A 13760-nucleotide genomic window follows, 5' to 3' on the forward strand; every position below is an offset into this window, starting at 1 on the left:
CCCGACCAGGTTGACCCGGATCGGACCAACCACGGACCCGACCCCGCAGGTTGACCCGAGGTTGACCCGACCCGGGTTGACTTGACCCGCCGACCCGCAGGGATGGCGGAGGATGATCCGCCTGGCGGCCGCCACCCTCCGCGACCCGCTGGCGCTGGCAAGTCCTTGAGATCGTTCACGGCGACCGCCGGCACGGCGCTTGTAGATCTGACCAGCCATGAGCCAGCCCCGCGAGATCACGCCCGGCGCAACCTACCTGATCACCCGTCGCGTCCTGCGCCGGCATCTCCTCTTCCGCCCCGATGCGGCCATCACTCAGCTCTTGGTCTACGCCCTCGCAGTCTCGACCCGCCGCTATAGCATCGAGGTCCATGCGCTCTGCGCAATGTCGACGCACCTACACCTCGTCGTTACCGACACGAAGGGCGCTCTGCCGCGCTTCCTGCAGTTCTTTCATCGCATTGTCGCGCTCGGCACGAAGGTGCTCCGCGCCTGGGAAGGGCCGGTATGGGACCATCAGGCCACAAGCACGGTGCGGCTGCTGACACGCGCCGCGGTCGTGGAGAAGATCGCGTATGTCCTCGCAAACCCTGTAGCCGCCGGACTTGTCCCGCATGCGCATGAGTGGCCGGGCGCCAAGGTCGAGGTGGGTGAGATCGGCCGGGGCGTGTTGTGCGCGGCTCGTCCTGCAGCTTACTTCGATCCCAAGAACCCACAGTGGCCCGAGGAAGCAACGCTCTCGCTCGCGCTGCCGCCGACCATCGAGCATGACAGCGCAGAGGACTTTCGCCATGCGATCGCCGCCGAGCTCGAGCGGCAGGAGGCGCAGGCGCATGCCGAGGTGCAACGACAACAGCGCCGCTTCCTTGGCGCCGAGCAAGCCGGCAAGATCTCTCCTTATGAGCGCATCACCAGCCTCGAACCGCCGCGCGATCGCAATCCAACGTTTGCGGTGGGCCGCATGCAGGGCGACGCATGGCGAGCGGCTCGCGCTGCTGTATGGGCGTTTCGCACCTCGTACCGCGCAGCGCTCGATCGGTGGCGTGCTGGTGTGCGCAGCGTGATATTCCCGGCAGGGACGTGGTGGATGCGCACGTTCCACGGCGCAAACGTGGTCAGCGTCGTGCTTACCGTGTAGGTACTTTCGAGGGTAGGGAGCAACCCGGGTGAGGTCGCGCGCGCGCGCGTCGCGTCGCGTGGGTCAATCTGGGTGGCACGAATCGCTTGTAACAACGAACCCCAGCGCCTCCACGCTCGCGCGGACCTCGCCGTCCCAGCCGAGCTGCGGATCCAAGCGTAACTCGCCTGGCGCGAGCACGGCGGGCTGCGCCATCAGGTTAACAAGCTCGACCGCATCGAGCTCCGCGCCGGTCTCGCCCGCGAACGGCGGACTCAGGACGCGCCCTGCCGGCGCGAGCGCCAGTGCTGCGCGCAGCGGCTCGCACAGCGCCGCCCGCAGCGCGGCCAGGTCGTAGGCGATGACCGCTGGGGTGGTGGCCGCCGGCCAGATCCAAACCGTGAACCCGGGTAGGTCGGCCACGCAGACCGCCGTTGCGCGCTCGGACGGGAGCGCGCGGCCGCAGGCACCGAGCCGCGATGCCGCGATCGCAGCGATGACGAGCCCCGGCCTGGCGAGCGTCAACGCCGCAAGTCGACCGAGGTTGCGCTGTGCCGCCGTCCGGCGGGCGGCGATCGCGGCAAGGTGGTCAGGCTGATCGTAAACGAGCTCGACCTCTCGCTGCACCGCCACGTGCGGCGCGGTCTGCGCCGCCGCGGCGAGCGCCCGCTCCCGGGCCTCGCCGTCCAGCGCTGGCTCGCCCTTCTCCGGGAGTGGCGCTGCTTCCTCGATTTCCAGGCGCTCCCGGAGGAGCTGCGCCACCCGTGACGACAGACCCAGGGAGCCAAGCGACCAGGCGGCGGAGAACCAGTCCACCGGCCCCACGAGCGCGAGCGCCTCGGCCGAAGCGCGATCCCAGGCAGCAAGCGCTTCCCCAAGCGGAAGGCCGAGCGCGCGGAAGAGTGCGCCCGCCTCGTCGAGCGCCGCCGCGGCGCCCGGATCGCCCAGGTCCCGCCGCGCGCGCCCGATCGCCCGCGCAGCATAAGCGACCCAGGTTCGGAGTGGCGGCGCAGCCTGCTGCGCGACGTCGCGGGCGGAGGTCGCGAGCGCGAGGGCGTCGTCGGCGCGGCCGAGCTCGAGCGCGAGCTCCGAGAGGAACGTGAGGGCGCGCGCGCGGCCGAACGCGTCGCCGAGGCGCGCGCACAACCACTCCTGTCGCTGGAGCGGGGCTCGGGCGCGCTCCAGGGCGCCGAGGCCGAGCGCCGCCGCGCCAAGCTGGCCACAGGCGATCGCCTCGCCCACGGCGTCGCCGCGGCGGCGATGGAGCTCGGCCGCGTGCTCGAGCAGCGCCTCGGCCGCACCGTGGGCGCCAAGGGTCACGTAGAGCGTGCCGAGCGAGTTCAGGATCTGCGCGCGCTCACCGAGGAACGGCTCCGAACGGCGCAGCGCCGACAGCAGCGTGCGCTGCGCAGCCGCCGCGTCGCCGAGGAGCCGCTCGGCCGTGCCGCGGTAGTGGGTGGCGACGACGGCGGCGCGGCGGCCCGGATCGCCCGCGGCCGCGACGGCGTCGAGCTCCGCGATGGCGGACGCGCAGGCGGCTCGCGCGTCGCGACGCAGGCGGGCGAGCGCCGCCTCGCATCGCGCGAGGTCCCGAGCCTCGGCGGCCCCCTCGCGGTCAAACGCGGAGGCGGCGCCCTCGAGATGGAGGACGGCGGTGTCCAGCGCTCCCTCGCGCAGCGCGAGCGCACCGCGCCCGAAGCCGAGCGCCGCCGCGACGAGCGGGCCGCCGTGAAACGCTGCCGCAGGATCGCCGCCGATGCCGACGAGCGCCTCGACGCGATCGAGCTCGGCGCGGACCTCTGCGCCCGGCGCGCTCCGCAACAGCCGCGACAGCGGCGACACGCTGTCGATCGAATCAAGCGGGAGCACCGCGCTCCTCCACTCCATCGCCGCGCGGACCAGCCGGCGTTGCGCCCGTGCCCGACGGCGCGGATCGCACCGCCGCGGCGGCGTCCCCCGCCCCCGCGGCGCTCTCCGCTTCCGCCGCGACCTCCTCCGCGCTCTTGCCTGTCCCGCGCGCGAGCCCGTGCAGCGCCGCCTTCACCGCCTCGATCGAGAGCTCCGGCCAGGCGGCGCGGATCCGCGCGACTTGCGCGGTCACGTGGGGCGCCGCGAACGACGTACCGGTCCAGCGCCGCTCGCCGCCGCCGGGCGCGGGCGCGAGCACGTCGTCGCCGGGCGCGAGGATCTCGTGGTCGAGCGTGAGCTCGCTCCGGAGCGCCTCAGGATCATGGAAAGCCCCTCTGCCGACCCCGATCAACGACTTGAAGCGCCCCGGATAGGTGCGGAACGCCGCCGCGTTCGGGCCGGCGGCCACGAGCACGACCTCCGCGGTGTACGCGGCGTCCGCGACCTCGTAGAGCTCGACGAGCGAGCGGTAGTCGCCGGGGCGGAGCGGCGCGTTCTTCGGGATGTCGATGCCGAGGCTCAGGTTGACCACGGAGAAGCGCTCGCGGACGCAGAAGCGCAGCGCGGCGATGAGCCCGTCGCGCGAGCACCGCCCGTCGTCGCCGAGGGCGCGGACGCTCGTGATCTCGGCAGCAGGCGCCATGCGGTGGACGATGCCCGCGCACGCCGTCCCGTGCCCGCTGAGGTCTCCGGGAGCGCACGGCGCGACCTCGTGCGCGCCACCGCCAGCGCCGCGCTGGACCAGGGCGACGTGCCGCAGCGCCGCCGCGCGCAGCGCGGGGTGCGACGCGTCGACGCCGGAGTCGATCAGCGCGACGCGCACGCCGGCGCCGCTTCGCGCGCCCGGGCGCGGCGCGCCGTGGAGCTCGCCGCCTGGTCGTGCCGGAGAGGCCGTGGTCATGCGGAGCTCCCCTCCCCTGCTGCATCTGGCTCCCCTGCACCGCCGGCGCCGCTCGCGTAGGCGTCGATCCGCGCGAGGAGATCGAGGGCCAGGCGGGCCTCGGCCTCGCCGCGCTCGGCGAGCCTCCCCACCACTGCAGCGAGCTCCAGGCGGCGGCGGTACTCGGGCGTGAGGCGGAGCGCGTGGATGTGCCGCTCCAGCGCGGCACGGAGCGAGGTCGGCGGCGGGGCCGATCCTTCGGGGATCGGAGGTTCCGCGCCCGGCGCTGCCCGCCGACCTGCCGCCGCCGGCTGGCTTTGCGCCTGCGCGAGCAGGTCGGGCATCGCGCGCGCGAAGAGCTCGAAGACGACCCGCTCGGTGCGGAACGACTCCACGGTGAGCGCGAGGACCTCGGCGAGCCGCTCGGCCAGGTCGAGCTCCCGCCCTCCGAGCGGGGCCTCGTGCGAGAACAGCGCGGCGCCGCCCACGGTCGCCGCGCCGACGCGGATCGGCACGAAGATCGCGGACGCGGGCGCGGCGGCCAGGAGCGGCCGGAGCGGCGCGATCATCGGATCGCCGTCGGAGAGCTCCACCGCGTGCCCGCCGCCGCCGCCGAGCAGGTACGCGAACGGGGTGCCGCTCGGCGGCAGCTCCACGCCTGGGCTTCGGAAGCCGATCGCGTCAGCGACGACGGGGACCGTCAGCCGCCCGAGCGCTTCCATCTCGAGCGCGACGAGCGCCTCCGAGCACGGCACCGCGAGGCACGCGAAGCGGAGGTGCTCCCCGAGCCCGCGCACGCGCGCCTCCACCGCGCCGAGGAGCGCCGCCGACTCGACGGTCGAGAGCAGGTCGCGGAGGCGCGCCGTGAAGGGTGCGAGCGGCGAACGCAGCGCGTGGGGATGGGGCGGGCGGGCCCACGCCGGGGCGGGCGGAACACCCGGCGCGGAGCGGTCGGCGAGCGGCATGGGCCGCCGATGCTACCGCCGGACCGCGCCAGAGCGAACCGCCATGAAGCCCGTGGGATCCGGTTGACGTGCCCCGCTCACCTCCTAGCATGCAGCGACATGCGGCGATTCGGCTGCCCGGCGCACCGTCCGAAGCGTTCATCCGCACGCGCGGCCGATCGGGCGCGGTCCACGGCCGCGAGGCCCCTCGATCGGGCGCGGACGCGATGAGCCCGCCCGTCCGCGAGGGGCGGCGCCGCCTCGCCGTCATCCTGTGGGGTGTCCTCGGTGTCGTGGCCGTCCTGGTCGAGGCGATCTGCCGGCTCGCCGCGACGGCGGCGCGCATCCTGACGGTACACACGCTCACGGCGGGCCAGCTCGTCCTGCTCGCGGCCTGGACGGTCGCGATCGCCTACTTCGAGGGGTACCGCGGCTTTCAGCAGCGCTTCTCGCCGCGGGTCGTCGCGCGCGCTCTCCACCTCGCCGAGCACCGGCGGCCCCTCCACGTGGCGCTGGCGCCGCTCTACTGCATGGCGCTCTTCCACGCGACGCGCCGCCGGCTGATCGCGACGTGGGCGCTCGTCGCGGGCATCGTGGCGCTCATCCTGCTCGTGCGGCAGATGCCGCCGCCCTACCGCGCGATCGTCGACGCGGGCGTCGCCTTCGCCCTCGCCTGGGGGGCCGCATCCATCCTCGTCTGCCTCGCGCGGGGGCTCGCCGGCCGCCCGCTCGGCCTGTCGCCTGAGGTGCCGGAGGAGGCCGCTCGCCGCCTCGTCGCGACGGACGAGGTCCCCCGCAGCCCCGCGCGCGCGGGCGGCCCGCTCGACTCATGAGTGGTCCGCGCGAGCGGACGGCGACAGAATCGCAATACCCGAGCGGCGCGCGGTGAGGTCGTGAGACACGGCGCGAGGTTGCCGTGAGCTGCCCCGCGTCGCGGTCTCACCTGTGGCCATCTGGGAGAGCCAGCAAGGCCGGGGAAGAACGCAGCCCCGGCACCTGGCCTATCCACGCCTCAGCCCGCCGCCGCCATCACAGCTTGGTTATTTCGCCATTGATCCACTTCTTAAGAATATCCTCGGGCGTCATGAAATCGATACCACCGTAGTCGCTCAAACTCATCGATAAGCCTGCCTCCCCGAGCACCTGATAACTCAATCTCGTCATCTCGCCCTGCTTGGAGAGGACCAGTCGTTTGCTTTTGACGAGCTTCGAGATGTAGCTATGAACCACATTGGACCTGCGGTTGCGCACCAAAAAATCGGAGAAGTTCTCCAAGCCACGGGCATCGAAGGACTCCAACATCTGCATCATGATCTCTTCCGGCAAAGAGTCGGTATAGAACTCCGTCGGCGACTGGTTCATGAGCGTTCACTCCGTGCATTGGCGTTGCGCTGCGCAGGTCGATCCCGGCCGGCACTTTAACAAAATCGCCCGGCAGTGTTCAGGCGATTTCGTATGATGCGCGCGTCAATGAATGACGAGCAGGCAAGGCGCATTCCGGCAGGGGCTCAAGATCGCTGCAGCTCCCGGTCATCCACGCCGGTGGGCAGACGCGACGCAATCAGCGTGGCCGTCCCGGGCGGAGCAGCCGGCAGCGTCGAACCCGCGACCACCATCAGCCCGCCGTCAGCCTCGCAGGAGCAGGCGCACGCTGCAGCGCCTCGGCCAGGAGCGATCGGTAGAGCGGCGAGCTCTCGCACAGAGCCTCGTGCGTGCCGACCGCCGCGACCCGACCACCGTCGAGCAGCACGTTGAACGTCGACCTGAGGAGGTGCGGCGCGTGGGTCACCACGATGGCCGTGCGTCCGGCGGCGACCGCGCACGCCGTGCGGAGGACCGCCTCGGCGGTCGCGCCCGGCAGGCCCGCCTCCGGCTCGTCCAGCACGAAGATCCGCGGCTCGCGCAGCAACACCCGCGCCAGCAGCAGCCGCCGCGCCTCACCGCCCGAGAGGCTCGGCGGCGACGCGCGCACCTCTGTCGTGAGGCCGCGCGCGGGCGCTGTCCCGCCCTCCATCGGCGGCGCGCCCGCGAGCTCGTCGAGCTCCACCCGGCGGAGCGCCTCGCGCATGCGCTCCTCCGTGGGCGCTGGATCGAGGCCGAGCGCCAGGTTGTCCGCGATGCTCCGCTCGAACAGCCGCGCCGATTGCCCCACCACCCCGAACAGCCGCGGGAGCTCCTCGGGCGGGATCTGCTGAAGCTCCACGCCGCCCACCGCGATCGCGCCCGACGACGGCTCGTCGAGGCGCAGCAGCAAGCGCAGGAGCATCGACTTTCCGCTGCCGGAGCGACCGCAGATGCCGACCACCGCTCCGGCGGGGATCGAGAGCGACACGCCGTCGAGGACGGGGCGGCTCGCGCCCGGCGGGGTGAACGTGACCCCCTCGAAGTCGATCGACAGGGGGCGCCTCGCCTCACCGTCCAGGCGGACCGCGGGGCCGCCGGAGGGACGCGGCGGATGCTCGGGCAGGAGCAGCAGCGAGAGCGTCGCGCGCAGCAGGGGGGCACGCTCGATGAAGCCGGCGCGGAGGGCGTCGAGCGCCTCGAGGCGCGCCATCAGCAGCGGCACCATGAGCAGGAGCTCGCCGACCTCGCCCGCGCCGGCGCCCCCGCGGGACGCCGCGATCGCGGCGACGATGACGAGCGGCGAGAGCGCGGCGAGCGCGCCCTTGATCTGGCCGGAGACGGCGAGCGCCTGACCGAAGCGGCGGCGCGCGTCCGCGACCCGCCGCGCGGCCACGGCGAGCTCTCCCTCGGCCTGAGCGCGGGCGCCGAGAAGGCGAAGGTCCTCCGCGCCTGCCAGCGCCTCGCCGACCGCGCCGAAGACGGCCGTGTCGGCGTGCTGCATTTCCCGCATAGCGCGCGCTACGCGGCCCGAGGCCCGGTCCGCCGCGAGGCGCGAGGCCACGAACAGCGCCGCGCCTCCCGCGAGGACGAGCGCCATGCCGCTCGAGACCAGCGAGCCGGCGAGGACCGCGAGCGTCGCGAGCGCCTGGGGCAGGCCGGTCGCGACGGCGATCGCGAAATCGGCGACGAGGCCGGTATCCCGCGCGATCGCGAGCCGCACGACCTCCGCGCCTCGGACGGGCGGCGCGGGCCCGGCGCCCGGCGGCCGCGGCGCGGGCCCCGCCGCATGCGCCGCGATGAGCGTGCGCCCTGCGGCGTCCACGTCGCGGGGCGAGGCGGAGAGCGCGGCCCGGAAGAGCGCGATGCGAAGCGCGGCGGTGAGGTCGCCGCCGAGCTCCGAGCTCTTCCGGCCCGACAGGACCGCCACGAAGGCGGACGCGAGCGTGGCGCCGAGCGCGGCGAGGACCACGGCCAGCGGCGGCGCGCCGGCGAGCAGCCGGGCGAGCGCGCCGCCAGCGCCGCCCGGGGGCGGCGCCTCGCGCCCGGCGACGGCGCCGAGGGCCACGCCGGCCATCGCCGGGAGCAGGCCGGACAGCGCGCCCGCGAGCGACGACAGCGCCACGACGAGGGCGAGGCGCGCGGCGCTGGACGAGCCGCCGCGCAGGCCTCCCGATCCGGGCGACATGTGCGACACGCGCGCCTCGTGCAGCGAGCGAAGACCGATCCGCAGGATCGCGAGGAGCGCGCGCATCGACGTGCGATGCCACGGTACACCGCCGACGCCGTTGCGCGCGACGCGCATTCGATCGACCCTCTCCTCGTGCGCACCGCGCTCGTGGTCCTGCTCCCGCTGCTCGCGGCCTGCGAGCGCCCGCCGCCCGCGCCGCCGGCAGGGGCCGATGCGGGGCCGCTCACCCCCTGGACGCGCGGCGTCGCCGCGTCGCTGGACGACCGCGGGGCCCGGCTCCGGACGGACGGCGCGCGGGCGGTGGGCTCCGCCGAGCCGGACGCGCTCGAGGAGATCCTCGCCGCCGCGCGGGAGGCCGCCCCCCGGCCGGCCGATGGCGTGAGCGTCGCCAAGATCGGCACGAGCACCGGCCTCCCGGCGCCCTCCGCGCCCCCGCCTGAGCCGACGACCGCGCCCGCGCCCGCCCCCCGCTCGCGCGTAGAGATCGGCGCGCCGCTGGTGCAGGCCAACATGTCGAGCCCTGCGATCGAGAAGGCGGCGCGGGCGCAGCTCTACTGGGACCTTGTGCAGCGCTGCCGGGGCCCGGGCGGGAGCCTGCTGCCGCCCGACGCCGTCCGGGTGGAGTTCAACGTCGACGCCGAGGGCTATATCGTGGTGCCGACGATCATCGGGAGCGCGTCCGACCCCCGCTACGACGAGGCGGCCACGTGCATGCGGCGGGAGCTGTCCGGCGCGGCGTTCCGCGCGCCGGCAGGCGCGCGCGGGCTTCCAACCCGGGTTGACGCCACGGTGCCCTCGGTCGACTGAGCCGGCACGGCTTCTGCAAGCATGCACGGCGCCAACGCCGGGCTGCGCCAGTGCTTCCTCCGACCCAGGTTGCGCTGCTCCCTTCCTCCGACCCAGGTTGGGTCACCCGGAGATTGGGTCACCCGGAGCCCCCCAGGGCCAACAGCCCAACCCGGGTCGGGTCAGAGCCCAACCCGGGTCGGGTCAGAGCTGCTCAACCCGGGTCGGATGGCCCGGGTGGATGACAGATAACGGCCCAACCCGGGTCGGGTCGACGCCCAACCCGGGTCGGGTCGACGACGCCCAACCTCGCCCAACCTGGGTCGGCTTGGGTCGGATTGGGCCGGGTCGACGCAACCCGGGTCGGGTCGACGCCTCAGTCCAGGCGTGAGACGCCGAGCGGACGCATCAGCGCCCGCTTCTTGTCCTGGTGCTCGTGCATGCGCCGGAGGACGTCGACCACGAAGGCGACCGTCGCGACGACGTTCTCACCTTGGTTGAGCATCACGCACTCGGCGCGCGAGCTCATCGCCGCGTCCGTCACCTCCCCGCGGGTCGGCACGCCGGTCTTGTTCAGGCTCTCGAGCACCTGCGTCGCCCAGATCGCCGGCACCAGCGCCGCCTCGCAGAGCCACAGGAGCTCCTCCTGGACCTCCGCCAGCCGCATGAACCCCATCTCGACCGCCATGTCGCCGCGCGCGAGCATCACCCCCACGTTCTCGCTGCGCATCGCCGTGAGCACGAGCCGCGGAAACCGCGCGAACGCCGGCGTCGTCTCGATCTTAAGGACGATCCCGATGTGAGCAGCCTCCCGCGCGGCGAGCTCCTCCTGGAGCCGCTCCACATCGGAAGGAGACCGAACGAACGACAGCCCCACCATGTCCGCGTGACGCGCGATGAAGTCGAGATCCTCGAGATCCTTCGCCGTGAGCGACGGGATCCCGAGCTCGGTATCGGGAAAGTTAAGGCCCTTTCCCGGCTTCAGCTTCACCGAGCCTTGGCGCGCGAAATCCACCTCCACGAGCGCTGCGCCTCCGGTCACGCGCTTGACCGTGCCGCCGAGCCGCCCATCGTCGTAGAACACCCGGTGCCCGGGCCGCAGGTCGTCGACGATCACCGGGATCGTGCAGCCGACGGCGAGCGCCTCCCCAGGGCCGGCGCCGCCCTCCGAGGGGCGCGCCTGCCTCACGTCCTTGCAGAGCCAGAACCTGGGTCGCTCGCCCGACTCGGACAGCGTGATCCGCGACGAACCCCCGTCGATCTCGCTCACGCGCGGGTTGGGCCCGGCGATGTCGCAGAGGACCTTGCATCGCACCCCGGTCTCCTCTCCCGCCGCCCGGAGCCGCTCGATGAGCTCGGCCCACGCGCCCGCGTCCTCCTTCGCGCAGTTGATCCGCGCGACGTCCATGCCTCCCTCGAGCAGCCGCCTCAGCTCCCCCTTCCGCGCGTCCCCGGGCAGCGTCACCATCACCCGCGTCTTTCGCCCCGTCCGCCCCTCGCCGAGCAGCGCCCGCGCGTGCTCCTCGAGCAGCGCGCCCCCCGACACGAACGTGGTGGGCGACTCGCCGGGGGGCCGCACCTCGGGGCGCCGCGCGAGCGCGTCGAGCGCGCCGCGCACGGCGTCGAGGGAGGCCAGCGTGCAGCGCTCCAGGCGCCCCAGAGAGCTCAGCCCGAGCGAGGCGAGCTGCCGCTGCAGCTCACGGATGTCCTGCTGCCGGACAGCGAGGTAGTGGAGCAGGTTCATCGCTCCCGCCCGGTGCTTCGCGTGCACCGCGTCGATCAGGTGCCGGTTTCGCTGCTCGTGCTCGCTGACGCTCGCACGCAGCGCCTCGACGGCGGCGAGTGAGCGCTCGACGACCTGCGGATCGGGATAAACCATGGCGCGATCTCTGGCCTCCGGTGCGCGGATCCTCGCGCCCGCTGCAGCGCGCCGCGACGCGCCGCGCGTCGGTGAGTCCAGCACCGCGTGAAAGGCCCGTCCAGCGCCCCGCACAGGGAGAGCGCCGGCGAGGACAGAACGCCGCCGTTCCTCCGCAGAAGTGTCATCGAGCGCCGCCTGCTGGGACAGCGCGACGCCGAGGCGCAGCCCCGCGCGCCACGCCGCTACGCCGGCGCGCGGTACCGCGCCACGACGACCGTGATGTCGTCGTCCGGGCTCGGGCACCAGCCCTCGACCTCCCTCAGGATCCTGTCGCGGATCGCGTCGACCGGCGCGGTCTGCACGGCCTCGATGGCGGTGCAGAGCCGCTCCAGCCCGAACTGCTCGCGGTGCGCGTTGCGCGCCTCCGTCACGCCGTCGCTGTAGAGCACGAGGACGTCCCCGTCCTCCAGGACGAAATCGGCGTCCCGCGTCACCTCGTCGATGACGGGCAACACGCCGATCCAGACGCCCGAGCTCGGGATGCACACGCACCGCCGCGTGCGCGCGGAGCACACGATGATGTCGTCGTGCGCCCCCGCGAACGTCACCCGCCCGCTCCGCTCGTACCGGAGCAGGAGCAGCGTCGCGTGCTCGTCCCGCTTCAGGCGGCCGCGCACGTTCTTGTAGAGGGCCTTGTTGAGCGCCGCGAGCAGCTCGCTCGGGCTCGCGCCCGGATCCCTGCTCGTCAACGCCGACACCATGCTCTGGATCATCAGCATCACGAGCCCCGCAGCGAGCCCGTGACCCGCGACGTCGCCGATCCCGAGCCACCCCCCCTCGGGCGTCGCGATGACGTCGTAGTAGTCGCCGCCCACCTCGGTGGCCGGCGTCATGATCGCAGAGAGCTCGAGCCCCTCGACCTCGAGCTGCTCGGGCACCAGCGTCGTCTGGAGGCGCGCCGCGAGGACCGTCTCCTGCCGCTCGCTCTCCTGCTCCAGCCGCTCGCGCAGCTCCACCTGCCGCACCATCTCCCGGTGGAGCGCCACCGTCTTCACCGCCGAGCCGATCTGGAGCCGCAGCGCGTCGTAGACCATCTCGTTCGCGCCGCTGTTGAGCGCCATCACCCCGAAATAGTCCGTGTCGCCGAACGTGAGCGGCATCACGACGACGCTCCCGCGCTCGCTCGAGCTCAGGAACCCGGGAGGGGCCAGGAAGTGCGAAGGAAAGCTCTCGGAGGGCGGCGTCACCTCGTGGCCATCCTCCATCAGGAAGAGCGTCTTCAAGGTGGCACGCTGGGCGTCGTCGTAGAGCGAAACGGCGGCGCGCGTGAAGTGCAGCCTGGGCATCTCCGAGGCCAGCATGCGCTTGAAGAGCGGCAAGCTCAGGCACGTCGAGAACCATCGCCCGCTCCAGCTCAGGTCGATCGAGGCGACCTCCACGTCGAGGCGCTGCCGCCCCTCGACGCGCACGGACGCGCTCCCGATGACGATGCGGCACGCGTGCCACAGCCGCTCCAGCGCCTCGTTCACAGCGGCCCCGGCGGGGTCCTCGGCCGGCCGCCGGAGCCGCGCGCGCAGGAGCGTCACCACGCCCTGGAACAGATCGAGGAACACCCCCTCGCGCCCCGCCGTGTCGAGGACCTGCTCCAGCACGTGCAGGAAGCGCCCCTCGTGCCCCTCGAGCTCCTCCTCCAGCGCCGACAGGAGCCCGCTGGCCCAGCCGTCGAGCGATGCGGCCGGGAGGCCCACGGCGTGCTCGAGCAGGCCCTCCAGCTCGTCGCGTCGGCCGCCGAGCGACATCGCCCCGAGGCGCGGCGGCGGGCTCGTGACCGGCCGCATCACGACCGCCTGGTACGCGCAGCCGCAGGACTCGCGCCGCGTCAGCTCGATCTGCTGCATGCTCCGCTCGGGGACGGCCTCGCCGTCCAGCATGCGCAGGACCGTCTCGAGCGCGATCTCCCCGAGCCGCTTGATCGGCTGGCGAACCGTGGTCAGGGACGGCTTCGCGTAGCGCGCCACGCCCACGTCGTCGAAGCCGCACACAAGGACGTCCTTCGGCACGTGGCGGCCCCGCGCCTTCAGCAGCTCGATCGCGCCGAGCGCCATGTTGTCGTTGGCCGCGACCACGGCGTCGATCTCGACCCCGCGGTCCAGGATCTCGGCCATCGCGGAGCGGCCCGTGTCGATCGTGAACTGGCCGCTCGCGACGAGGCGCTCGTCGTACGGGATCTTGCGCGCGGCGAGCGCCTTGCGGAACGCGTCCGCGCGGATCCTCGCCTCGCCGTTGTTGACCGGCCCGCCGATGTACGCGACGCGCCGGCACGCGTGATCGTCGAACAGGTGGCCGGCCGCCATCTCGATCCCGAGGCCGTTGTCCACGAGGATGCTCGGGATGCCCTCCAGCGGGATCCCGATGCTGCACATCGGCATCGGCGCGTAGCCCTGGCAGAAGCGCTGCACCCCCTCTGCGCCGACGAAATTGCAGAGCGTCGCCGACGCGATCACGATGCCGTCGACCGCCTCCGCGCTGACGAGGCGATAGATGCTGTTCTGGGCAGCCTCGGAGGGGCCGTGCGCGGAGAGCGTCTCCCCGACGGCGATCACGAGGTTGACGTCGTGCGCCTCGGCGGCGCGCTCGACCCCGATCCGCACCGCGGATTGGTACTCGCCGCGCACATAATCCATCACGAGGGCGATCGTCCGACGCTTCTTCATCTTGTCCTGCGGCTCTCC

Annotated in this window: 10 protein-coding genes; 3 read left to right on the plus strand and 7 right to left on the minus strand. The window is 73.2% G+C overall.

Annotated features, from left to right (window positions below; translation table 11 throughout):
- Positions 1–217 precede the first annotated feature (217 nt).
- Entirely contained in the window at positions 218–1138 is a 921-nt protein-coding gene (locus WME90_RS27160) for a transposase (protein ID WP_437274911.1), read from the plus strand.
- Between the two features lie 63 nt (positions 1139–1201).
- Here WME90_RS27160 and WME90_RS27165 read toward each other — a convergent pair whose 3' ends face one another.
- Genes WME90_RS27165 through WME90_RS27175 form a run of 3 tightly spaced genes read right to left on the minus strand, consistent with a single transcriptional unit; the run spans position 1202 to position 4870 of the window.
- A complete protein-coding gene (locus WME90_RS27165; protein ID WP_437274912.1) occupies positions 1202–2986 on the minus strand; it encodes a hypothetical protein in 1785 nt (594 codons plus the stop codon).
- Positions 2973–3926, minus strand: coding sequence for a S8 family peptidase (locus WME90_RS27170; protein ID WP_437274913.1), 954 nt, complete (start codon positions 3924–3926; stop codon positions 2973–2975). Before WME90_RS27170 ends, WME90_RS27165 begins: the two co-directional genes overlap by 14 nt.
- Positions 3923–4870, minus strand: coding sequence for a hypothetical protein (locus tag WME90_RS27175; RefSeq protein WP_437274914.1), 948 nt, complete (start codon positions 4868–4870; stop codon positions 3923–3925). The genes WME90_RS27170 and WME90_RS27175 overlap by 4 nt, the downstream gene beginning before the upstream one ends.
- A 206-nt stretch (positions 4871–5076) precedes the next feature.
- Between WME90_RS27175 and WME90_RS27180 the strand changes: the two genes are divergently transcribed.
- Positions 5077–5682 (plus strand): hypothetical protein, encoded by a 606-nt coding sequence (locus tag WME90_RS27180; RefSeq protein WP_437274915.1) that lies wholly within the window; start codon positions 5077–5079, stop codon positions 5680–5682.
- A gap of 196 nt (positions 5683–5878) precedes the next feature.
- On the opposite strand, the gene WME90_RS27185 is transcribed toward WME90_RS27180, so the two are convergent.
- Both WME90_RS27185 and WME90_RS27190 read right to left on the minus strand, forming a co-directional pair.
- Entirely contained in the window at positions 5879–6211 is a 333-nt protein-coding gene (locus tag WME90_RS27185) for a hypothetical protein (RefSeq protein ID WP_437274916.1), read from the minus strand.
- A gap of 253 nt (positions 6212–6464) precedes the next feature.
- Positions 6465–8444, minus strand: coding sequence for an ATP-binding cassette domain-containing protein (locus WME90_RS27190; RefSeq protein WP_437274917.1), 1980 nt, complete (start codon positions 8442–8444; stop codon positions 6465–6467).
- 9 nt (positions 8445–8453) lie between these two features.
- On the opposite strand from WME90_RS27190, the gene WME90_RS27195 reads away from it, so the two are divergent.
- Positions 8454–9188, plus strand: coding sequence for a hypothetical protein (locus WME90_RS27195; protein ID WP_437274918.1), 735 nt, complete (start codon positions 8454–8456; stop codon positions 9186–9188).
- A 355-nt stretch (positions 9189–9543) separates the two neighbouring features.
- Here the strand turns inward: WME90_RS27195 and WME90_RS27200 are convergent, their stop codons facing one another.
- On the minus strand, positions 9544–11046 hold the full coding sequence (locus WME90_RS27200) for a pyruvate kinase (RefSeq protein ID WP_437274919.1): 1503 nt from the start codon (positions 11044–11046) through the stop codon (positions 9544–9546).
- A gap of 224 nt (positions 11047–11270) precedes the next feature.
- Positions 11271–13742, minus strand: a complete 2472-nt coding sequence (locus tag WME90_RS27205; RefSeq protein WP_437274920.1) for a SpoIIE family protein phosphatase — start codon at positions 13740–13742, stop codon at positions 11271–11273.
- Between the last annotated feature and the right edge of the window lie 18 nt (positions 13743–13760).

Source organism: Sorangium sp. So ce375 (genome assembly GCF_051473855.1).
GTDB lineage: Bacteria > Myxococcota_A > Polyangia > Polyangiales > Polyangiaceae > Sorangium.